Here is a 23,275-nt window from a genome sequence, read left to right as displayed (position 1 = left end):
ACCTCTAACCTTTTCCAAACTCCCCAACTCTCAAACGCCTAAACTTTCTAACTTCTAAACTTTCTGCCTTTCCACCTCTCTAAACTCCTTCATGCGCCTGAAGTAGTCGCGGGCTGCGGCCATTACCTTCGGCGACAGCAACAGGGCCGAGACCATGGTCGGGATTGCCATGATGGCGTACATCCCGTCGATGAGCGCGATAACGGCCGTGATTGTGGCTGTGGCACCGAACACAATGGTAACAACATAAAAATAGTTGTAGTAGTGCTTGTACTTCGCGCCGAAAAGGTAGCTGAAGCACTTGGTGCCATAGTATGAGTAAGAGAACAGTGAGGTAAAGGCAAAGATCAGCACGCACAGCACCAGCACATAGCTGCCGAAGCCCGGCATGGCGTTGTTGAAGGCAGTGGCCGTCATGGTTACGCCGCTGGCTCCAGAGGTTTGCCAGGTGCCTGTTATGATAATGGCCAGTCCGGTAAGGGTACACACCACAATGGTATCAATGAAGGGGCCGAGCATGGCAACCAGACCCTCGCGGATGGGCTCATCGGTTTTGGCGGCGCCATGCATCATGGAGGCCGTTCCTATACCTGCCTCGTTCGAGAAAGCCGCCCTGCGCGCACCCGCTATAATAATGGCGCCCACCGCGCCGCCCAGCATGGTTTCCGCTGTGAAGGCATCTCTGAAGATAAGTGCGAAGGCATCAGGTATAGCGGTGTAATTGGCGAACATGATGTAGAGCACAGAAAACATATAAAGGATGACCATGCTCGGCACCATTTTGCCTGCCACGTGGCCTATGCGCTGTATACCTCCAAAAATCACCAGAGAAGTGATGAACACGAGCCCGAGCCCGATGGTGAGGTTGGTGTAGAACAGATCGGTGGTTGTGAAGCCGTTGGGCTCCAGGAGTACTTCGCGCACCACCTGCGTGAGCTGGTTGGCCTGGAAAATAGGCAGTGTGCCAAACAAGCCGGCCACCGAAAACAGCACAGCCAGCGGTTTCCATTTTTTGCCGAGCCCGGTTTCTATCACGTACATGGGGCCGCCCTCGAGGTGACCTACACTGTCGTGGCCGCGGTACATCACCGAAAGCGTACAGGTAAAGAACTTGGTCGCCATCCCCACAAAGGCGCTCACCCACATCCAGAACAGCACACCCGGCCCGCCGATGGCGATGGCCACCGCCACCCCACTGATGTTGCCCATGCCCACGGTAGCCGCCAGAGTAGCTGACAGGGCCTCGTAGTGGTTGATATCGCCAGGGTCGTTGGGGTCGTCGTATCTGCCGCGCAGCACGTTGATGGTATGGCGCAGGTAGCGGAAAGGCAAAAAGCCCGAGTAAAACATGAAATAACAGCCGCCGCCCATCAGCAGTACCAACAGCGGCATACCCCAGGCAGCGTCACTAAACGCTACAAATAATTCTTCTAATGTTTTCAATATAAGTGTGTGCTTAAGTAGAAAGCTACAAAGATACATCCAGAATGGCAACCGAAGCCTCTCAACAAAGCCTGTATTTTTTGGGAGCTTAACAATTGCCACGCTGGTATGTTGTTGCTGCATACCTGGTTAAAGAGAGTCTGCGGAGCAGGCAAATTCCCGTTCGCCTACAACCCTGAAATGTAAACCAATGTACTATCTTTAGGAGGTAAACAAGTCATTCCTTCAATTTAACGCACCTGTATGAACCTTGGCGAGCTGATCAACGAGCAGTTTTACGAATTCGCTCTTATCATTTTCCTGGCTACCGTAGTCGGGGCTATTGGCCGTGTGCTGCGGCAGCCACTCATCGTGTCTTTCATCGCTGTGGGCATTATCGTGGGGCCGTCGGTGCTCAATATCCTGAACTCTGAGCACGAAGTGGACCTGCTTGCCGAGATGGGCATCGCGATTCTGCTGTTTGTGGTGGGGCTCAAGCTGGATGTCAAGCTGATCAGATCGACGGGCAAAGTGGCGCTGATGACGGGGCTTGGGCAGGTGGTGTTCACCTCGGTGCTGGGCTTCGGTATAGCCATGGCCCTGGGCTTTGACTGGCTTGAATCGTTGTACGTGGCCGTGGCGCTTACTTTCTCCAGTACCATCATCATCGTAAAGCTGCTCTCCGATAAAAAAGAGATCGACATGCTGCACGGGCAGATCGCGCTTGGCTTCCTGATCGTGCAGGACATTGTGGTGGTAGTGGTGATGATCGTGCTCTCTGCGCTGGGCGCGGATTCGGAGCGGTCAGTAGGGATGGACCTACTGTATGTGTTCGGCAAAGGGCTGGGCATGCTGGCGGTGGTAGTGGTGCTCACAAAGTATGTTATACCCAGGCTCACCCGGCAACTGGCCGACTCGCAGGAGCTGTTGGTGCTCTTTGCCATTGGCTGGGCCATTCTGCTGGCTGCCCTAGGCGATTTTCTGGGCTTCAGCAAAGAGGTAGGCGCTTTTATGGCAGGTATATCGCTGGCCTCCACCCAATACCGCGAGGTGATCAGCGGACGCCTGACGAGCATCCGTGATTTTCTGCTGCTGTTCTTCTTCCTGGGCCTTGGCTCACAGTTGAATCTTAGCCTGATGGGTGGGCAGATTATGCCATCCATCATCTTCTCCGTGTTTGTGCTTGTGGGCAACCCCATCATCGTGCTGGTTATCATGGGGCTGATGGGCTATCATAAGCGGACATCCTTTAAGGCGGGCCTCACGGTGGCGCAGATCAGCGAGTTCTCCCTTATCCTGATCAACATGGGGATGGGGGTAGGGCACATCGACTCAGAAACACTGGGTCTGGTGACACTGGTGGGCCTGATCACCATCACGCTCTCGACTTACATGATCATGTTCTCAGACCAGCTCTATGACATGCTCTCGCCGATGCTGAGCGTATTCGAAAAGAAAAAACCCACACGCTCGAAGGAACTGGACGAAGATGAAGAAAAGATAGACGTGCTTATTTTTGGCCTCGGACGCTACGGGCAGCGCATCGCCGCCGCCCTGGACGCCAAGGGCATGTCTTACATCGGAGTCGACATCAACCCCGTGATAGTGAATGACTGGCGGGACCAGGGTTTGAAGGCGGTGTACTGCGATGCCGAAGACCCGGATCTGTCAGAGGTGTTGCCCATCAAGAAAGTGCTCAATGTGATCAGCACCATTTCGGAAGTTCATGTGAATATCGCCTTGATGCGGCTGCTGTGGCACCAGGAGTTTCAGGGGCACATCGCCGTGACGGCCACCAGCGACAGGGCGGTAGTGGCTCTGCAGGAGGCGGGCGCCCCCTTTATTCTGGAGCCCTACAAAGACTCTGCCCAGCATGTGGCCGACTTGTTCAGCGAGTATTTAAAAAAAGGAGAGAGGACTACGGAGTTGAGCAGCCACCAACAGGAGAATGGCGTAGAACAGCATCATGGCAAATAACAAGCAAGGCTTCTCGCAACTCGACATGCCCGAGGCGGAGGTATACTATGCCCCGCACTTTTTCTCAAAAACCGAAAGCAACCTATACCTTGAACGGCTGACCGAAGAGGTGGCCTGGCAACAGGAGGAGATCAAAATGTTTGGCAAGCAGTTGGCATTGCCGCGCCTCACGGCCTGGTACGGCGACAAAGGCTATACCTACTCCGGCCTGTACAATGCGCCCCAGCCGTGGCTACCCATACTGCTGGAGCTGAAAGAGCGGGTGGAGGCGGCCTCTGGCGACAAGTATAACAGTGTGCTGCTCAATTACTACCGCCACGGACAGGACAGCATGGGCTGGCACGCCGACGACGAGAAAACACTGGCGCCAGGTATAGCCTCCATCAGTTTTGGCGCCGAGAGGGGCTTTGCTTTCCGGCACCGCCAGCGCAAAGACCTGCCCACTGTCAGGCTTACCCTGCAGCACGGCAGCCTGCTGCTGATGCAGGGCGCCACCCAACAGCACTGGCATCACCAACTCCCCAAAACAAACCGCCCTATCGCGCCGCGCATCAACCTGACTTTCCGTACTATTGTGGGCTAAGGTATATTGCCGCTGAGTATTGCCTTTCCCGAATGGAAAACGTTTCTTTACAAACACGTATTCTATACCCTTGCACTATGGCCGAGAGAAAGAACATCACCATCATGGGAGCCGGACTGGTTGGTTCGCTGTTGTCGCTATACCTGGCCAAGCGCGGCCACAAGGTAGACATATACGAGCGCCGGCCCGACATGCGCAAAACCCTGCTCGACGGTGGCCGTTCGATTAACCTTGCCCTGAGCGACCGCGGTTTCCGGGCGTTGCGTGGTATAGGTATAGAGGAGGCTGTGCGCAAAGTGGCTATACCGATGCACGGCCGCATGATGCACGACGAAAAAGGCAACCTCACATTTCAGCCCTATGGCAAAGAGGGGCAGTCGATCTACTCGGTGTCGCGTGCAGGCCTGAACGCCGCCCTGATGGACCTTTCGGAGCCGAACCCGGACATTACCTACCAGTTCAACCGGCAGCTGCTCGACCTGGACCTGCGGCGCAACAAAGCCACCCTGCGCAACCACGAAACCGGTGAGTCAGAAGAGCTGCAGACCGAGCTGATTTTCGGGGCCGATGGCGCTTTCTCGATGGTGCGCAACGCCATGCAAAAAACCGAGCGCTACAACTACTCGCAAAGCTACCTCGAGTATGGGTACAAAGAGCTGACCATACCGCCAACCGAAGGCGGCGGCTGGGCCCTCGAGAAGAACGCCCTGCACATCTGGCCTCGCGGCAACTACATGATGATCGCCCTGCCCAACATCGACGGCAGCTTTACCTGTACCCTGTTCTTCCCCTACGAGGGTCCGCTTTCCTTTGAGAGCATCAAAACAGATGACGACCTGCTCAACTTCTTCCTGCAGACTTTCCCGGATGCTATACCTCTGATGCCTGACCTGGCCGAGGATTATTTCTCTAACCCGATTGGGTCGCTGGTGACAGTGAAGTGCTTCCCCTGGTCGTTTGAAGACAAAGCTTTGCTCATCGGCGACGCCTGCCATGCCGTAGTGCCTTTCTACGGACAGGGCATGAACGCCGGCTTCGAGGACATTACGGTACTCGATCAGATGCTGGAACACTTCGATGGCGATTGGGAAAGCCTCTTCAAGCAATTTGAGCGCAGACGCAAACCCGACGCCGACGCTATCGCCGACCTGGCCGTGATGAACTTTATCGAGATGCGCGACAAGGTGGCCGATCCGCGCTTCCTGCTCCGCAAGAAAATCGAAGGTAAGATAAACCAGCAATACCCCGATAAGTGGATCCCGCTCTACTCCATGGTGACCTTCACGGACCTGCCTTACTCTTACGCCCTCGAAACAGGTCGTGAGCAGGACAAAATCATGAAAAAGGTAATGAAGCACGTCAAAACTGTGGAGGACTACGAGAAACCGGAAGTGCAGCGGCTACTGGAGAAACAACTGGTGAAGAAAGAAAAGCTGAAGAGATACGAGGCGAAACAGGAATAGAAGCTACAGGAAGTTCTGTGCAAACTACCAGCAAACGCTCTTCCGGAACAGAAACTCCGGGAGAGCGTTTTTTTGTAGTAATTGGTTATAAGCAACAGGGTAAATTTATTTGAACAGGTAAGCGGCCGTCAGGTAAAAGCCCTGGTGTTTTTTGGTGAGGTATAGCCTAGAGTCTGAATTGCTGAGGTCGGTTGCCAGGTAGCGGCCGTGCTCATACCTGAACTGCAGTAAGGTCGCATGCCTTTCGGTAATTTTGAACCTGGTGCCCACAGCGGTTGTGAACGCGTGCGAAAACGTAGTGCCAATATCAGACTTTCTAAGGTTGCTGTATTGGATCGTGCCGGTGGAATGGTATTCTGTTTTCTGTAGCCCTGACACCTGGCCGTCCAGTATGTAATCGTTGGTTATACCTGCGCTAAAATAAGGGCTGAACCTGCCGTTGGTGGTTATGGTGTAACGGACCATGATGGGCAGCGACAGGCGTGTCATTTCAATGGTATAGTCGCCACTGATGGTATACGAATCTCTGGGGTAGGTAAAGCTCCCGATGTGCCGCTCCTGGCTATACATCGGCTCCATCTGCACCGATAAGCGCTCGCTTTTCTTTGGGGAGGTGAAATTCAATACGCCGCCGAACACAAAATTGTGGTTCATGGAGAATTTTGCCCCATAAAACCTGTGAATGGTGGTGTTGTGGTTGAAGTATAAAGCCGTAGAGTAACTACCTGCAAATACGCCCAGCTCCGTTTTGAGCCATGACTGGTTTTCTTTAAAGGAGATGGCACTGTTAGGGGAGGCGCAGGTATTGTAACTCCTGACAAGAGCTGTCACGTGCGGCAGGTGCAAGCTCTTTTGTACCTTCAGCATCAGCTTGTCAGGCACCGGGCAGTCAAGGGTAAGGGAGTTGAGCAGGATCAGGTGCTGGGTAGATGTGTTGATCGTCTTCCGCTCGCCTGTATACATCGTTATGTCCTGGTCATCGGTCTGCAGGTATAGCTGCTTGAGCCCGCTGTTTTCTTTTTCAAGGTATAGCAGGTTGTTTTGTGTATAGAGCATCAGTTTTCCCTGCTCCAGCACTTCTACAAATATGCGTGTCAGTGTGCCATCCGTTGCAGGCACCTCTTTGCTCATAAAGAGCGCCTCGCCCACAATGCCGTAGGCCCGGATGTCGGCCGGCAGGTATTCCTGCGCCGCTGCGTCTTCGGAGGTCTTAAACAGGCAGCTTTGGTAGGTCAGTTTGCCTTCGCGGTAGCGCACCAGGCCCTTGGTGGTGTCGCCCTCCGCCTGCACGATAAAGCCGGGCCTGTAAATCTGTGCTGTGGCATGAAAAGGGATGAGTAGGGCTACAAGAGCCAGGCTGGCAAGTAAAAATTGTTTCATAAATGGTTGGGAATAGGTAGTAGGGTGTGCTTGGCCGGAACTGAGGTGAGCTCCGGCCAAGCTTTTCTTGAGGTACAGCTGTTTTGAATTTCTGGGGAGAATCGGGCTGCTGCGCTTGTCAGCAGCCCAAACGTAGGCCTAGAGGTATACGCCGAGCAGTATTGTAATTGTCTTCGTATTCGAGTCGAGCGCCTGGCCTGTTTTGCTCATAGTATCCTGCTTATGCAAATCCAGACCATGCTCGTAGCGGGCCTCCAGCGACAGGCGACGCTTGTTGATGTTGAGGTAAGAGCCCGCTCCGAACATAAAACCTTTCTGCGCATTGGTTACAAAATCGGCGTTGTCGCGGTTACGCTGTGTGGGTGTGCTGTTCTGGGTCTGGCGGAAATACTGGGTATGGCGGTACTCGCGGCGCTGCATGAAGTTGTGGAAAATACCCGCATTCACGAAAGGTTGCACTGTCTTGCCGGCAAAGTCGTAGCGAAATGCGGTGGAGAGCTTAAACGCGCTCAGGTCAAAAGAGATCTCGTTGTCGTAGTAGGCGTCGAACCATCTGTAGCTCGGGTCTGCCTGAAAGCTGTTTTGCCCATAACGCCCCTCCAACATTAGCGATGCGTTTTGGTTGATACGAGGCGAGTAAAGCAGCAGGGACATACCGAAAGTAGGCTGCGTGTTGCTGTTGAATTCGGCGTGCTCGAGGTGCAGGTACCTTTCGTCTTTGGCCGAGAACTCAAGCGAGGTATGACTTATGCCTCCTACAAAGCCCGGGCGAATTGCAAACCATTTCTTCGACTCTTTGAACGTAGTCTGGCCCTCTGGGTCGCCGGCACAGCTGTTATACTCTCTTACCAGGTCCACCAGGCTTTTTTCGGCCAGCTTTACGCGCTCTACCTTGCTGAGCATGGCAAAGCAATCCAGCATCAGGGTGTTGAGGACGCGCACATGGTGGTTAATGTCTCGCAGAGCTGTTACACCGTATTGGTTTACATACTCCTCTTTCGTGATGTAAAGCTTGTGCAGTTTATCCGGATTGTCTTTCTTTTCAACGAAGTATGTGCCCTTGTACACATACAGGCTCATCGTACCCCGAACAAGCTCCTGCATGAACACATACTCTGCAGCCAGGGTGTCAGCATGGTCGAGCGTGCGGGTGCGGTAGTTTCTGTCGCCCGGAAAGCCATAACCTGCCAGGTCGTTGGCGGTATAGGAGGCGGTGGCGGACTGGTTATCGCGTTTGAAGCCGATTGTTTTGCCGGCCAGATCGGTGCGGTAGCTCACCTGCCCCCGCAGCGTATCGCCCTGTGGCATTACCACATAGCCAGGTTTATAGTCGCTCTGCGCTGTGGCAGGCACTGTAAGCATTACGCTAGCACAGAATGTAACCAGGAAGTAAAGGTTTTTCATTTTAAAGAATGTTCATAGAAAAGATTGGACAATAAATATAGCAGGATATAGTTATATTGGCTAGCAGTGTTACGGAAATATTGTACTAATTTCAAAAAGGACATCCTCTGTTATGCAATCGGCAAGCAGTTGTTTTCGGAAGGGTCTTTGAAGCCATCCTAGCACCTAGGCGAAAACTATTTTTCTCAAATGATGTATAGTTTAACTGGTAATAGAGAGAAACCCGCCTTTCTTTATCAATCATACAAAATCTTTAACCCCGAATCTTATGACTATCTTAAATAAACTGAAAGCCGCTGCCGTGGCGGGGCTTGTTATAGGCCTGGTGTCTGTCAGCGATGGTGCTTTAGCGCAGCAGGCTACTCCCCAGAAAGCACCGCAGCAGCAAACGCAGACTATCTCTGACCAGGACATCAAGCTTTTTGTAGATGCCAGCACGCGCCTGATGGAGCTGCAGCAGGAAAGCGAAAAGGCCATGCTGGTAATTCTGGAAGAGGAAAAGCTGAGCGTGGACAGGTTTAACGTCCTGGCGCAGGCGCACCAGCAGCAGAAATTGGCTGAAGTTGAGGGTACAGCCGCCGAAAAAGCCGCTTTCAACAAAGCGATCGGCCGCATGATGGAAATGCAGCCTGACATTGAGAAAAACATGCAGACGGCTATCCAGAAAGACGGCATGACGATGGAGCGCTACGAACAGATCATGCTGGCTTACCAGCAAGACCCGGCGGTGCAGGCCAAAATTCAGAAACTGATGGGCCTGTAAGCCAGGCGTTCAGGTATAAAAGCAAAAAAGCCTCGCCAGAATACGGCGAGGCTTTTTTGTTGGGCTTAGTTTTGAGTGAACTCCAAGATCTTGAAAGTTTTGCTGCGCTTGTCGAAGTAGCCGTAATGCAGTTTGTTATTGCTGTAGCGGTATAACGTCTTGTACTCCGGCCGTTCCTTCAGTTCCTCTTCATAGGCTTCGATCTTATCCTGCACCGTGGCCACCGTGCTGTCATCTTTGGCTACGAAGGCCTTGTCGAGCGTCTGGCTATCGAGCACGGCCCTGAAATAAGTACTGGTACCCGGCCCCACTGACTCGCCGGAGCGGTTGTAGAACGGGTCGTAGTAATAGCGGTTGTACGGGAACATGCCATAGGTATAGGGCAGGGAATAAGCCGGAACCCATCGGCCCGGCATCAGGTATAGCCCGCGGGAAGTCTGGATATAACGGTCCGGGGTGCGCACCATTCTGGTCGGGTCGCCGCCGGGGTTCTGCCGGCTTGGCGGCTGGTAAGAACCAATGGTCAGCTGCAGCGTGCTGTCGTTAAAGGCATCCACCGTGATGGCCGGCTTGCCATTGGATAAGTTACGCATCACTTTTGAGGTGTTCTCGATCACGCTGTTCCCTGAGGAGAACAAGGCGCCGGCTCCGCGTTGGTGCACAGGAGTTGCTTTGATGTCGATGTCCTGGTCGGCGGTATACCGGTATTCCTTGATCGGCTGCAGGCTGCTAAAGTCGTAGGCCGTCAGCGTGAACTCGTCCTTCTCGAGCTGTACCCGAAACAGGGTGTTGGCATGCAGGAATGAGTTGAAGTTGGCGTCGTTTTTAACCGTGAGCGAAGGGAGCGTACGGTATTCTGTTTGTCCGCTTGGCCAGTCGAGGGTCAGAATTTCGGTGGTCAGCTCGTTTTTCTTGCCGCGCAGCGAAAAGCCGTCGAAAACCAGGTATAGCTTATCGCCGCGCGAATAGATCTTGCTGCGGTGCTGACCTGCAAACACGGTACGCTCCAAATCAGGGTGCACAAAAATGAGCTCTTGCTGGCGCTCGCCCCGGGTACGGGTGCGTGGCAGGTCGGTTGTGGCGAAAGTCTTTTTCTCGTAGTAGCTTTCGTCCAGCTCGCGGTGCAGGATCAGATTGTCTTTCTTGTCGGTGTAGATCATGTAGAAGTGGGCCGCATCGGCAAAAGCCCCCACAAAGGTTTCGTTGTTTTCACGGTGCAGCGGCACGTCGGGCAGGCTGCGGAAAGCTCCGCTATACCTGTTCACGGCAAAGGGGCGCACAAACTCCTTGCTACCATTGACAAACCGGCTGTAGAACACAAACTCCGAATCGGTGACGCGGGTACCCAGCACCTGGGGTTGCTGGTTGTTTCGATAGGGGATCTCCTGTGTGGCCACGGTCTCTCCCTTGGCGTTCACCAGGCTAAAGTGCAGCTTGCCCCCCTGAAAGTAGTACAAGCAAACATTGCCGTCGCCATCTGGCACCGACACCAAATCTTCGGCCCGGCGCAAGGGGATTTCCAGGTTGGCGAACTCCTGCTGCGCCTGTACCTCGGGGGCGGCAAAACTGAGCAGGAGCAGCGCTATCATTATATATCGCATATGCTTGAATTATAAGGGATTGTTCTTGAAGTAAACTAGCAAATTTCTAGCCAAGAAAATAGCAAGAGCAACACGATTTACAGCAACATGCCAGTTATCATAAGTAGCTACTAATTGCTTGGGTTCATGCCGATTTGCGGAGACTTAAGCGTTACGATCCTGAACTTCTTTGTTGCCCTGTCCAATACCACATAGTGTAACTGGTCTTGCTGATAAGGGTATACAATCACACCTCCCAGAGCTGTTTCCTGCTCTTCGAGCAAAGCGCTGTACTTGTCGGCCTCGTCCCACAGTCCCTGTGCAGGGCGTATGTCAGCCAGTCCGAGGGTTTGTTTTTCAAGGCTGGTTTTGAAGTGTGTAGTAGCTAGACTAGGGTTATAGCTCGCATGGATACGGTAAGCACTCAGTGCTATCACAGCTGGAAGGGCAGCAGCTCCAAAAGCGGTCACAAGCGGTATACCACTAGGCATTGCACCGCCAGAGCCCGATATCCCGGTTTGGTAGGCGCCGAGCGACAACTGCAAAGTATTAGTAGCAGATTCTTCTACAAGCACAAAGGCATTGCCAGTGGTCATTTTGCGCAGCACTTTGCTGGTAGGCTCTATTGTTGCCGTATCATACGGATACTTGTTTTTCCCGCCGTTTCTGAACACGGGTGTTGCTTTCAGCGTCACAGGGTCGTGCAGTTCGTAAGTGTACTGTCTTTTCAGTTGCAAGGTAGGTAGCTCGTAGGCTGACAGACTAATGGATTTGTTTGACATTTGGTACCGGAACAATGTATTATTGTGAAGAATGGAGTTCATGTCGACCGGTCTGGTATTATTGATGAATGGTAGCTGCGAATAATGGGCCGTTTGAGCGGCTAAGTCAAGTTCTACTATGTCTGTCGTGATTTTGTGTTTGTCATTTGGAGAAGAGGCCCCGAAGCCATCCAGGATCAGCAGCATCTTTTCGCCCCGGAGGTAGATCTTTTTGTGATTGCTGGCCGTGGCTATCGGAACGGGCAACTGCTCGTCTACAAACAATGGTGCGCTGCCAGAGAATAGGCGTTTATCCATTTTGGACAGCGTAAGCGGGATTCTCTTCACCACATGTTCCTGTGCATTCCTAAAAACGCACACCTGCAGATTATTCGTTTTCTTGCTGAAGTAAAGAGCGTAAAACTTACCATCGGAGTCAAAAGCCTGTAAAAAGGTGCTTGCAGGATCAAGTGCTAGCTTAATCTCTGGCAACACTTCTATAGTACCAGTAGCTTTATCAATAGAGACTGGCTGCAATAGTTCTACATCTTCTAAAATTTCCCTTCTGAAAAAAACGAACTGGTCTGGCAGTGGCAGTGCACCTGCTATTTCAGGTGCGGCTTTGAAGGTAATGGGGTGTTCGATAGTGGCGATATGCTGACCTGAGGCGTTTACGGTAGAGAAAAAAGCGGATCCGCTGCGATATGAGTAAAGACAGAGATCTCCATCAGAAGAGACAGCAGGTATAATTTCATCGACTATCCTAACGGGTGCATCGAAGGTGCTGAAGTCGGTTTGAGCAATGGCAAACAGAGGGCATAGCAGTGCCGCGTAAAGGAAGGAGTAAAGTTGTTTCATAAGCGAAATGGGTTCTAGCCTTTAAGATAAGGTAAAATTTAGTTTCAGGTATAAAAGCAACAAAAAAGCCCGGCTAAGGTATAGCCGGGCTCTCTGATCTCACAGGTATGACCTGTGTTAAAACTCTGCGTTTTTCGGGGTTCTTGGGAAAGGGATTACGTCGCGGATGTTGCCCATACCGGTTACGAACTGCACCATGCGCTCGAAGCCCAGACCGAAGCCAGCGTGCGGACAGCCACCAAAACGGCGGGTATCCAGGTACCACCACAGGTCCTCTTCGTGTATACCTACGCTCTTCATGCGCTCCACCAGTATCTCCATACGCTCCTCACGCTGCGAACCACCCACGATCTCGCCTATACCTGGTGCCAGGATGTCCATGGCCGCCACGGTTTTGCCGTCGTCGTTGAGGCGCATGTAGAACGCCTTGATGTCTTTCGGGTAGTCGGTTACGATCACCGGTTTCTTAAAGTGCTTCTCCACCAGGTAACGCTCGTGCTCGCTCTGCAGGTCGATGCCCCACGAAACCTCGTACTGGAACTTCTTCTTCTTGTAAGCAGGCGAGTTCATCAGGATTTCCACCGCCTCAGTATAGGTTACACGTTCAAAATTGTTGCTTACCACGAACTCCAGCTTCTCGAGCAGGGTCATTTCCTGGCGCTCGTTCTGCGGCTTGGCTTTGTCTTCCTCCACCAGGCGCTGACCCAGGAACTCGATGTCCTCGCGGTTATGCTCCAGTGCGTAGCGGATGATGTATTTGATGAACTCCTCGGCCAGGTCGGCGTTCATTTTCAGGTCGTAGAAGGCCATCTCCGGCTCGATCATCCAGAACTCAGCCAGGTGGCGGGCCGTGTTGGAGTTCTCAGCACGGAAGGTCGGTCCGAAGGTATAGATGTCGCTAAAAGCCATGGCGGCCAGCTCGCCTTCCAGCTGACCAGATACCGTCAGGTTGGTCGCCTTGCCAAAGAAGTCCTCTTCGTAGTTGATCTTGCCGTCTTCGGTACGTGGCAGGTTGTCGAGGTCGAAGTTGGTGACATGGAACATCTCGCCCGCGCCCTCGGCGTCCGATGCCGTGATGATTGGCGTGTGCATGTACACGAAGCCTTTCTCGTTGAAGAACTTGTGCACGGCAAAGGCCAGCGTGTTGCGCACGCGGAACACGGCGCCAAAGGTATTGGTGCGGAAACGCAGGTGCGCGATCTCACGCAAAAACTCCAGCGAGTGAGCTTTTTTCTGCAGCGGGTAAGTCTCCGGATCGGCTTTGCCCAGCACTTCGATGGTGTTGGCTATTACCTCAAACGCTTGTCCTTTGCCCTGTGAAGCCACGAGTTCTCCGGTGATGGAAACAGCCGCACCAGTAGTGACGTCCTTCAACGCTTCATCGCCGAACTTCTCGGCATCGGCCACTACCTGCAGGTTCTGTATGGTAGAGCCATCGTTTACGGCGATGAAATTCACAAACTTATTGCCGCGCTTGGTGCGCACCCAGCCTTTCAATAATACCTCTTTGCCTACTTCGGCACCAGTCAACAGTTCTTTTACTTTCGTGCGTTGCATGTTATTTCTAGTAGCGTAATGTGTCTGAACAAATTATGGGGGAGGGTATAATTTTCTGTCCTTCGGAAAATACAGAAAAAGATGCACAGACACTTGTATGTCGGCAACGTTAAACCGCTTAGGGAAAGTCCTGTAGCAGGCAGTTGAGCCATGGTTGGTGTCCGGGTGCAGCCCCTTTTCCAATAATCCCTCAAAGTAACGATATTTTAACCTTTTTTGTAAATGCAAGTAAAATTATCCTAAATTTGAACGTGCACTAACAGGCACCAGCACCCATTTTTCTTACTATGCAGCGACTCGATTTAAGACAACTCTTATCCCAGAAGTTATCGCCGCAGCAGATACAATTTATCAAGCTGCTGCAGATACCTACTGTTGAGCTCGAAGCGCGCATAAAAGAGGAAATGGAGATAAACCCTGCTCTGGAAGAAGGCCGTGAGGAACCCGAAAGCGAGTACAGCGACTCTGACAGCGGAGACGACTACGACAGCGACGACGATTACGGAAAAGACGAAGTCGACATCAACGACTACCTGAACGATGATGAGATAAGCGGCTACAAGATGCAGGGCGACCGCGGCGGCGATGAGGAAGACCGCGAAATGCCGATCGCCATGACCTCTTCGCTCACCGATAACCTCATGGACCAGCTCGGCTTCCTGGAGCTTGACGACAAGCAGTATACCATTGGCATGCAGCTTATCGGCAGCATCGACAGCGACGGGTACATCCGCCGTGAGCTGAGCTCCATTGCAAACGACCTGGCTTTCTCACAAAACGTGATGACGACCGAGGAGGAGATCGAGCAGGTGCTGCACATGATCCAGACCTTCGACCCGGCAGGTATAGCCGCCCGCGACCTGCCTGAGTGCCTGCTGCTGCAGCTCGAGCGCCGCGAACAGGACGAAACCACACTCCTGGCCGAGCGCATCATCAAAGAAACGTTCGAGGAATTCACCAAAAAGCATTACCAGAAAATACAGAGCAAGTTTGGCGTAACGGAAGAGGAGCTGAAAAAAGCCATCGACGTGATCATCAAGCTCAACCCCAAGCCAGGAGGCAGCGGGGCCGGTACCACGCGGGTGCAGTACATCATACCGGACTTCATTTTAACGAACGAAAACGGGCAGCTGCAGCTCTCTCTTAACTCCCGCAACGCCCCGGACCTGCGTATCAGCCGCTCTTACGCCGACATGTTCGACGCCTACGACAAGTCGGATAAGAAAGACAAGAAGCTGAAGGAGACGGTGGCTTTTGTAAAGCAGAAGCTCGACGCCGCCAAATGGTTCATCGATGCCATACGCCAGCGTCAGAACACGCTGCTTCGCACCATGGAGTCCATCATCAAGTACCAGCACGAGTTCTTTCTGGAAGGCGACGAGAGCAAGCTGCGGCCGATGATCCTGAAAGACATCGCCGAGGACATTGGCATGGATATCAGTACCGTGAGTCGCGTGGCCAACAGCAAGGCCGTGCAGACGGAGTTCGGCATCTACCCGCTCAAGTACTTTTTCTCCGAAGGGATCGCCACCGACTCTGGTGAGGACGCCAGCAGCCGCGAGGTGAAGCACATTCTCAAAGAAATCATCGACAAAGAGAACAAGCGCAAGCCCCTTTCGGACGAGAAGATCGAAAAGATGCTCAACGAGAAAGGCTACAACATTGCGCGCCGCACCGTGGCCAAGTATCGCGAGCAACTCAACATACCGGTGGCCCGCCTGCGGAAGGAGTTGTAAATTGTTGAATTGTTGATGGTTAAATTGTTGGGTGTTCGATTGCCGGAGCACGATAAACCCACCCCTGCCCCTCCCAAGAGGGGAATTGGGGAACGATTACTGGCCCCACCCGATATTACGGTGTAATGCCGCTACAATTTAACTTCCAGACTTTTTAACTTTTGCTTTTCAACTTCCCAAACTCTTAAACTCACTCAATCACTCAATCACTGTCTCCCTCTTGAACCGCTCCCTTGCCCGCTTTTTGTCCGTTGCGTTTCACCCCCTGCTGATGCCGACGTATCTGTTTGCCATCATCCTTTATTTCTTGCCGGTCTCTGCTATCTCGCTTCCGCTGCAAAGCCGCTGGATCGTGCTGGGCATGATCTTTTTCACCACGTTTATGGTGCCCGGGCTGGGAGCTTTCGCTATGTTCAAAACCGGCTTCATCGACTCCTATGAAATAGACCGGCGGGAGCAGCGCAGCAGACCGCTCTTATTCACGGCCCTTTGCTACGCCGTCACGACTTACCTGTTTTACACAGAGTCTGTCTTTGATCAGATCTTTTACTTTGTCATGGGCGTGATTACGGCATCTGTCTTAGTGGCGTGGCTGGTGTCATTCTTCTGGAAGATCAGCGCGCACGGCATTGGGCTGGGAGGAGCCTTAGGAGTGCTTATGCTGATGAACAAACTAATGCCCGGGTCGGGCCTGCTTATACCTATCGTGCTCCTGATACTGGTGTCTGGCGCTGTGTTGTCGGCGAGGCTGGAGCTACATGCGCATACGCCGGCGCAGGCGTATACCGGCTTTCTGACAGGCCTTCTGCTGGTGCTGCTGGCAGGTACTGTGGCGCTGTAGCCGCTTTTGCTCTTCAGGGTGATTATCTATACCTTTGGTTGTCTCTACTAAAAACAAACGAACGACATGAACTACGAGTGCTTGCTATATGAGGTGCAGGGTGGCATCGCAACCATCACCCTCAACAGACCCGATGTTTTCAATGCCTTTAACGACAAGCAGAGCTACGAGCTGCAGGACGCCCTGAAGCAGGTGACCCGCGATGAGAGCGTGCGCGTGGTGATTCTGACAGGTGCCGGCAAAGCCTTCTGCTCAGGCCAGGACCTCAAAGCCATTGCCAGTGCCGATAAGCGCGATTTGTCGGAGTCGCTCGAGAAACGCTACAACCCGATCATCCGGGCCATGCGCAGCCTCCCCAAGCCCATCATCTGCAAACTGAACGGCGTGGCCGCCGGTGCCGGTTGCTCCCTGGCCCTGGCCTGCGATCTGATCGTCGCTTCCGCGGCTGCCAGCATGATCGAGGTGTTTGTGAACGTGGGCCTGGTGCTCGACTCCGGTTCCTCTTTCTTTTTGCCACGTGTGGTAGGCTCGCTCAAGGCTTTTGAACTGAGCACACTGGGATCCAAAGTAAGCGCCGAGGAAGCCCTGCAACTGGGTATGGTGAACAAGGTGGTAGCACCGGAAGAGCTGGACGCTGCCGTAGCCGAGCTGGCCGCGCGCTATGCCGTAGCACCAACCAAAGCCATTGGCCTGATGAAGAAAATGCTTAACAAGTCGTTCAGCTCCACCCTCGACGAGATGCTGGACTACGAAGCGCATTGCCAGAAAATAGCCGGTAATTCAGAGGATTACAAAGAAGGGGTAACCGCCTTTAACGAGAAGCGAAAACCACAGTTCAAAGGCGCTTAAGCTGCCATGCCTATACCTACACAGCCGGGCCCAGTTCCCGGCTTTTTTTATACCTGATGTTAAGGTAAGCTGGCTTATGTAAAGGTGTGGTTTACTTGCAATGTGAACATAACCAGGGTTTTAATAACACAACTAGCTAACTTTAAGGTATAGTCTGATAAACAAAATGCCTTGAAGTTATGAAGAACCGTTACTTGCTTACTACCATGCTGCTACTTTGGGGTCTGCTCTCTGTGCCAGTGAGCGGCTCAGCCCAGGACTGCAACGGTTACCTGCTCCTGACCAAGAACGCCCAGTACGAAATCCTGAACTACAACCAGCGCAACAAACTGACAGGGCGGGTGATCTACAAAGTAACCGATGTGCGCCGCGATGGGAACAAAACGGAGGCAACGGTACATACCCAGTTGTATGACGAGAAAGGGAAGATGGCCAACGAGGGCAGCTACCAGGTGGGCTGCGAAAACGGATCGATCTGGGTAGACATGCGCTCGCTCATGAACCCCGACATGATGGAGGCCTACAAGAACATGGAAGTCAGAATGGAAGGCGATCACATGGATTACCCGGCCTCCCTCAGCCCCGGGCAGCAACTCAAAGACGGCACCTTCACCATTAATGTGATAGACAAAGGCAGCGGCCAGAACATGAGCACCATCACTATGCTGGTGACAGGCCGCACAGTAGGTGACAAAGAGCGCCTGGAAGTGCCGGCCGGTACCTATGAGGGCTTCAAGATAAACCAGGACATGGAGGTGCAGACCCGGGCCATGGGTATGAAGATGCCAGGTGCCCGCATGCAGACCGTGGAGTGGTTTGTGCCCGGCACCGGTTGGGTGAAGTCAGAGACTTACCGCAACGGCAAACTGATGGCCTACAGCGTGCTCAACAAGATCAACAAATAATCAGAAAGAATAACCGATTGAGAAGTTTAGCTGCGGAGAGGGAACCACGGCAATCACGGCGCCCTCATCGGAATGCACCACATGCCCGATGATGTTCTCCTTAATCAGGTCGCCGCCGTTGGTGGCATTGGCAATTTTAACGCGGCCGCCCAGCCCACCTAAAAGCTCCGTAGTGAAGTGGCGCCCCAGTTGGATCTGGTAGCCCAGGTGGTAGCTCAAATCGAGGGCATTCTGATAAAGCCGGCCCACATACCTGAAGTCAGGGTCGCTGGGCGGCAGGTCCGGCAGGTCAAACACGTTGCGCTCGAACACAACGAAACGGTAGCTGAACATAGGCCCGTGAAAGAACCCGAAAGGAGGTGATTTCTTCCTGGAGGTGTAGTAGCGCTGGCTCATACGGATACCGATGCCCATCACGTCTCTTGCTTCCGTAAACCAGCTGTCGTCCTTCAAATGTACCTTATAGAGATAACTCAGGCCAAACTCGTTGCTGATGTTAGGCGCGCGCACCCGTTCGTACGAAACAAACACCTCACCGTAGTGCAGCGGATGGACCTTGAGTATCTTGTCATGGTCACGGTCTATGTTCGTCATGATCATTTTGTCTTCCCGCTCTTCTTCGGTTACCTGCGCATGAGCCATGGCGCACATCAGTAAACAACAGCTTAATAACAAAACTGGCCTGGAGCGAAAAGCGAAGCGTTGTGTCATAAGGTATGGCTTAAGGGGAGTGATCTATCTGTTTTGGTGTATATCGTTTTATGCCTGAGATAGTTGTAGATGACCGTACTTCTGTATCGTGTTTGCATATCCTGTTCCGGTTTAAACCCAATGCAGTCTTTATATTAGGGGCATCTGATATAACTCCAACGCTTCAGGGGCGTATACCAATTTGTTCAAACTATTTTACTATAAACTAGAAATAACACTATGAAAAGAATTGCAACAACAGGACTAATGGCCTGTGCCTTTCTATTTGGCACAATGGCCTGCGGCGGCTCCGGCAATGACAGCGTGGAGCAAGCACAGGACGCTACAGAGCAGCGTTTTGAAGACACTGCCATGGAAGAGGAACGCGACGATCAGGCTGAATTCATGACCAAGGCGGCCAGCAGCAGCATGATGGAGCTGGAAGCAAGCAAACTGGCGCAGGAGCGTGCCACAAATCCGCAGGTGAAGGAGTTTGCCGCCATGATGGTGAAGGACCACACCGCGGCCAGCAAAGAGATGAGCGACCTGGCCCTCAGCAAAAACATAACGCTGCCCGACAGCATGAGCAACGAGCACATGGGCCACGTGCGTGACCTACGCGAGAAAAAAGGCGCCGACTTTGACAAAGATTATATGGACAAAATGGTGAGCGCCCACGACAGCGACATCAGCCTGTTCGAAGATGTGGCGGAAGACAACGACTACAATGATGCCGAAGTGAAGGCCTTTGCCACCAAAACGCTTCCTAAGCTGCGCGAGCACCACAAGCGTGCCCAGCAGATCAAAGACGGCCTGAAATAATGAGCGGTAAACCCAAACTTCGGGCGTTTCCCAAAAACTGATTATCTTGAGCATCTGCACCGCTTCTGGTTGCAGATGCTCTCATTTTAAACCCATGTGTATGATCCGAAAAATTACCCTATACCTTGCCAGTGCAGTGCTTTTGCTGAGCATGGCCAGCTGTGGCGCCAACGACAGTATTGAACAGGCCGCCGCCCAAAGCGTAGAGCAGTTTGAGGCCATGGGCATGCAGGGCATGAAAAACGATGCCCTGTTCATAGCCGAGGCGACCAGTGCCAACATGCTGCAGGTGCAGCTCAGCGAACTGGCACTGGAAAAAGCGGTTAGTCCTGAAGTAAAGGAGATGGCGCAGGAGATGGGCCAGGGCCACCGGCGCTTGATGGACGACCTGCAGAGCACGGCCGTGCAAGGCGAGTTTGTAGTGCCCACCGAACTGGGCAGCGCGCACCAGAAGGTATACGACGACGTGAGCGGCCAGACAGGTATAGGCTTTGACCTGGCCTACATCAAACGCATCCGCGAAGAGCACGATCGCCTCCTGAACCGTTACGAGGACATGGCAGAGAATGCCAAAGTAATGGAAGTGAAGCAATTCGCCTCCAAGCAGCTCCCGCTCCTCCGGCAGCACCTGCAAAAGGTCGAGGCGCTGGAAGACAGACTTGGAAGCATCTAATAAAGAAGGCCGTTGCTATACCTTAGCAACGGCCTTCTTTATTAGATGCTATACCTATTAGCTTTGTCCGTTTTCGCGGTAGTGGCTCGTTTTCAGTTCCTCTTTCAGGAAGCGGGCGGTATAGCCTTTGCCTTTTTTCACAATATCCTCCGGCGTACCGGCCGCTACAATGGTGCCGCCTCCTTCGCCGCCTTCCGGCCCGATGTCGATGATCCAGTCGGCGATCTTAATCAGGTCCAGGTTATGCTCGATGATGAGCACCGAGTTGCCTTTGTCGGTCAGCTTGTGCAATACTTCGCTCAGGTGCTCGATGTCCTGGAAGTGCAGACCCGTGGTCGGCTCATCCAGAATGTAAAGTGTCTTGCCGGTGTCTTTCTTCGATAGCTCCGTGGCCAGTTTCACGCGCTGCGCCTCACCACCCGATAGGGTCGTAGCCTGCTGGCCGAGGGTAATGTAGCCTAAGCCCACTTCGTTCAGCGTCTGGATCTTGCGCAGGATGCGTGGCTGGCTTTCAAAGAACTCCACAGCCTGCTCCACGGTCATGTCCAGCACGTCGGTGATGCTCTTGCCCTTGAAGCGTACTTCCAGCGTTTCGCGGTTGTAGCGCTTGCCTTTGCAGACCTCACAGGGCACGTATACGTCCGGTAGGAAGTTCATCTCGATGGTACGCATACCTGCTCCTTCGCACGCCTCGCAACGACCGCCTTTCACGTTGAATGAGAAACGGCCCGGCGTATACCCTCTGATCTTGGCTTCAGGCAACTGCGCAAAAAGCGTGCGGATGTCGGTGAACACGCCGGTATAGGTTGCCGGGTTGGAGCGCGGCGTACGACCGATCGGCGATTGGTCCACCTCGATCACTTTGTCGATATGCTCCAATCCTTCGATGGTTTTGTAAGGCAACGGATCGCGCTTGGCCCTAAAGAAATGCGTGTTCAGGATCGGGTAGAGCGTGTCGTGTATAAGCGAGGACTTGCCACTGCCCGATACACCCGTTACGCACACCATCTTGCCGAGCGGCAGTTCCAACGTTACGTTCTTTAGGTTGTGGCCGGTGGCTCCTTTTAATTTCAGCACTTCGCCAGTGCCCGGGCGCTTCACACGGGGCACCGCTATACCCCGGCGGTTGCTCAGGAAGTCAGCGGTGGTGGTGCCAGCGTTCATCATGTCTTCCGGTGTGCCGGCGGTTACCACCTGTCCACCGTGTATACCTGCGCCCGGCCCAATGTCCACCACGTAGTCGGCCTGCAAGATCATGTCCTTGTCGTGCTCTACCACAATAATGGAGTTGCCGAGGTCGCGCAAGTCCTGCAGGGCTTTGATGAGGCGCTCGTTGTCGCGCTGGTGAAGCCCGATGCTCGGCTCGTCCATGATGTAGAGCACGCCTACCAGCTGCGTACCGATCTGCGTGGCCAGGCGTATACGCTGGCTCTCCCCGCCGGAGAGTGTCTTCACAGGGCGGTGCAGGCTCAGGTAGTCCAGGCCCACGTCCAGCAAAAAGCCGATGCGCTTGCGTATTTCTTTCAGCAGCTCACGGGCAATCACGTTCTGGCGCTCGCTCATGCGCTCTTCCACACCTTCAAACCAGGCGGCCAGTTTGTTGATGTCGAGCACCGAGAGCTCGCCGATGTTGGTGTTGTCGATCTTAAAGTGCAGCGATTCCTTCTTGAGTCGATAGCCGTGACATTCCGGGCAGGTCGTGGTCTGGGCAAAGTCCTCTACCCAGGAGCGGATATTATCGGAGTCCGATTCCATTTGGCTTTTCAGGAAGTTGACGATCCCCTCAAACTCCACTACATAGTTGCCCTTTTTTGTGTTTACCTCCAGGTCTTCGTCCAGGCCATAGAGCAGTACCTTCAGCACGTCCTCCGGCAGATCTTTGAGGGGCGTGGAAACCGATACCTTAAAGTGCTTGAACAGCGCTTCAATCTGTTTAAAGATCCAGATGTCACGATACTCACCCAATGGGGCGATGCCGCCACGGCGGATGCTCAGGCTTTTGTCAGGTATAACCGACTCTTCCGTAATCTCCTGTATCTCACCCAAACCGTTACACACCGGGCAGGCGCCGTAAGGGGAGTTGAACGAGAAGGAGTTTGGTGCCGGATCATCGTAGGCGATGCCGGTGGCCGGGTCCATGAGGTGGCGCGAGAAGAAGTGTGTCTTGTCAGCATCCACATCCAAAATCAGCGCTGTGCCTTTGCCGTGCGTGAGCGCGTTCTGGATCGAACCCGACAGCCGGAAGCGGTCCTCTTCCTTCACCACAATCTTGTCGATCACGATCTCAATGTCGTGGATCTTATACCGGTCCACCTGCATTTTCGGATCGATCTCGAGCAATTCGCCATCCACGCGGGCGCGGATAAAGCCCATCTTGCGGATCTGCTGGAAGAGCTCGCGGTAGTGGCCTTTACGGCCCTTCACCACCGGGGCGAGTACGATGATGCGCTTGCCAGCGAAGTTTTCCAGGATGTGGTTCACGATCTGGTCGTCGCTCTGGCGCACCATTTTCTCGCCGGTCACATAGCTATACGCCTCGGCCGTACGGGCCCAGAGCAGACGCATAAAGTCGTAGATCTCGGTGATGGTGCCTACCGTGGAGCGCGGGTTGCGGCTCGTGGTCTTCTGCTCAATGGAGATCACCGGCGAGAGGCCTTCGATCTTGTCCACGTCGGGGCGCTCGAGTCCGCCCATAAAAGAGCGGGCGTAGGCCGAGAAGGTTTCCATGTAGCGGCGCTGCCCCTCGGCATAGATCGTGTCGAAAGCTAGCGAGGACTTGCCCGAGCCACTGATGCCGGTAAAGACCACCAGCTTGTAGCGCGGCAGCTTAATGGAAATGTTTTTGAGGTTATGTTCGCGGGCACCGTAAACTTCGATCTGCTGTGTCTCGCCGTTTTGCGAAAAGGCAGTGTCGGTGCCGGCTGCTGTGTCTTGCGCTTGGTTAAAAGCCATTCAGGAATGCTTGATTTTAAATAGCAAAGGTACAAAAATATCAGCGCCTTCGGACTCGA

Annotated in this window: 18 protein-coding genes; 10 read left to right on the top strand and 8 right to left on the bottom strand. The window is 53.4% G+C overall.

Annotation, left to right across the window (positions count from 1 at the left end):
• Nucleotides 1-54 precede the first annotated feature (54 nt).
• Entirely contained in the window at nucleotides 55-1,392 is a 1,338-nt protein-coding gene (locus BD749_RS10770) for an alanine/glycine:cation symporter family protein (RefSeq protein ID WP_394341668.1), read from the bottom strand.
• Between the two features lie 294 nt (nucleotides 1,393-1,686).
• Here BD749_RS10770 and BD749_RS10765 point away from each other — a divergent pair, with 294 nt between their 5' ends.
• From BD749_RS10765 to BD749_RS10755, 3 genes are all read left to right on the top strand, one after another.
• Nucleotides 1,687-3,399, top strand: coding sequence for a cation:proton antiporter (locus BD749_RS10765; protein ID WP_101444336.1), 1,713 nt, complete (start codon nucleotides 1,687-1,689; stop codon nucleotides 3,397-3,399).
• Entirely contained in the window at nucleotides 3,389-3,982 is a 594-nt protein-coding gene (locus BD749_RS10760; protein WP_101444335.1) for an alpha-ketoglutarate-dependent dioxygenase AlkB family protein, read from the top strand. Before BD749_RS10765 ends, BD749_RS10760 begins: the two co-directional genes overlap by 11 nt.
• A gap of 77 nt (nucleotides 3,983-4,059) precedes the next feature.
• A complete protein-coding gene (locus BD749_RS10755; protein WP_101444334.1) occupies nucleotides 4,060-5,445 on the top strand; it encodes an FAD-dependent oxidoreductase in 1,386 nt (461 codons plus the stop codon).
• Nucleotides 5,446-5,550: 105 nt separating this feature from the next.
• Here BD749_RS10755 and BD749_RS10750 read toward each other — a convergent pair whose 3' ends face one another.
• Nucleotides 5,551-6,825 (bottom strand): porin family protein, encoded by a 1,275-nt coding sequence (locus BD749_RS10750; protein ID WP_101444333.1) that lies wholly within the window; start codon nucleotides 6,823-6,825, stop codon nucleotides 5,551-5,553.
• 138 nt (nucleotides 6,826-6,963) lie between these two features.
• Entirely contained in the window at nucleotides 6,964-8,229 is a 1,266-nt protein-coding gene (locus BD749_RS10745; RefSeq protein WP_101444332.1) for a porin family protein, read from the bottom strand.
• A gap of 268 nt (nucleotides 8,230-8,497) precedes the next feature.
• On the opposite strand from BD749_RS10745, the gene BD749_RS10740 reads away from it, so the two are divergent.
• Entirely contained in the window at nucleotides 8,498-8,992 is a 495-nt protein-coding gene (locus tag BD749_RS10740; protein WP_101444331.1) for a DUF4168 domain-containing protein, read from the top strand.
• Nucleotides 8,993-9,057: 65 nt separating this feature from the next.
• On the opposite strand, the gene BD749_RS10735 is transcribed toward BD749_RS10740, so the two are convergent.
• The 3 genes from BD749_RS10735 to asnS form a co-directional block, all read right to left on the bottom strand.
• Entirely contained in the window at nucleotides 9,058-10,581 is a 1,524-nt protein-coding gene (locus BD749_RS10735; RefSeq protein ID WP_245869053.1) for a hypothetical protein, read from the bottom strand.
• Between the two features lie 122 nt (nucleotides 10,582-10,703).
• Entirely contained in the window at nucleotides 10,704-12,191 is a 1,488-nt protein-coding gene (locus BD749_RS10730) for a hypothetical protein (protein WP_101444330.1), read from the bottom strand.
• Between the two features lie 117 nt (nucleotides 12,192-12,308).
• Nucleotides 12,309-13,748 carry an asparagine--tRNA ligase gene (gene asnS / locus BD749_RS10725; protein WP_101444329.1) on the bottom strand — a complete coding sequence of 480 codons (1,440 nt, stop codon included), beginning with the start codon at nucleotides 13,746-13,748 and terminating at the stop codon, nucleotides 12,309-12,311.
• Nucleotides 13,749-14,035: 287 nt separating this feature from the next.
• Here asnS and rpoN point away from each other — a divergent pair, with 287 nt between their 5' ends.
• The 4 genes from rpoN (at nucleotide 14,036) to BD749_RS10705 (ending at nucleotide 18,079) form a co-directional block, all read left to right on the top strand.
• The gene (gene rpoN / locus BD749_RS10720) at nucleotides 14,036-15,484 is read left to right on the top strand and encodes an RNA polymerase factor sigma-54 (protein WP_101444328.1); all 1,449 of its coding nucleotides are present in this window, start codon (nucleotides 14,036-14,038) and stop codon (nucleotides 15,482-15,484) included.
• Between the two features lie 271 nt (nucleotides 15,485-15,755).
• A complete protein-coding gene (locus BD749_RS10715; protein ID WP_245869050.1) occupies nucleotides 15,756-16,325 on the top strand; it encodes a hypothetical protein in 570 nt (189 codons plus the stop codon).
• 66 nt (nucleotides 16,326-16,391) lie between these two features.
• A complete protein-coding gene (locus BD749_RS10710; RefSeq protein ID WP_101444326.1) occupies nucleotides 16,392-17,174 on the top strand; it encodes an enoyl-CoA hydratase-related protein in 783 nt (260 codons plus the stop codon).
• Between the two features lie 179 nt (nucleotides 17,175-17,353).
• Nucleotides 17,354-18,079, top strand: a complete 726-nt coding sequence (locus BD749_RS10705) for a TapB family protein (protein ID WP_101444325.1) — start codon at nucleotides 17,354-17,356, stop codon at nucleotides 18,077-18,079.
• On the opposite strand, the gene BD749_RS10700 is transcribed toward BD749_RS10705, so the two are convergent.
• Nucleotides 18,080-18,721: an ABC transporter ATP-binding protein gene (locus BD749_RS10700; protein ID WP_245869047.1), complete on the bottom strand. Its 642-nt coding sequence runs from the start codon at nucleotides 18,719-18,721 to the stop codon at nucleotides 18,080-18,082.
• Between the two features lie 288 nt (nucleotides 18,722-19,009).
• On the opposite strand from BD749_RS10700, the gene BD749_RS10695 reads away from it, so the two are divergent.
• Together BD749_RS10695 and BD749_RS10690 are read left to right on the top strand one after the other, a co-directional pair.
• Nucleotides 19,010-19,591 carry a DUF4142 domain-containing protein gene (locus tag BD749_RS10695; RefSeq protein WP_245869044.1) on the top strand — a complete coding sequence of 194 codons (582 nt, stop codon included), beginning with the start codon at nucleotides 19,010-19,012 and terminating at the stop codon, nucleotides 19,589-19,591.
• A 100-nt stretch (nucleotides 19,592-19,691) separates the two neighbouring features.
• Nucleotides 19,692-20,264, top strand: coding sequence for a DUF4142 domain-containing protein (locus tag BD749_RS10690; RefSeq protein WP_101444323.1), 573 nt, complete (start codon nucleotides 19,692-19,694; stop codon nucleotides 20,262-20,264).
• Between the two features lie 57 nt (nucleotides 20,265-20,321).
• Here BD749_RS10690 and uvrA read toward each other — a convergent pair whose 3' ends face one another.
• Nucleotides 20,322-23,216: an excinuclease ABC subunit UvrA gene (gene uvrA / locus BD749_RS10685; protein WP_101444322.1), complete on the bottom strand. Its 2,895-nt coding sequence runs from the start codon at nucleotides 23,214-23,216 to the stop codon at nucleotides 20,322-20,324.
• Between the last annotated feature and the right edge of the window lie 59 nt (nucleotides 23,217-23,275).

Source organism: Pontibacter ramchanderi (assembly GCF_002846395.1).
Classification (GTDB): domain Bacteria; phylum Bacteroidota; class Bacteroidia; order Cytophagales; family Hymenobacteraceae; genus Pontibacter; species Pontibacter ramchanderi.
The sequence above is the reverse complement of the archived record's forward strand: the minus strand, read 5'-3'. Positions and strand labels throughout refer to the sequence as shown.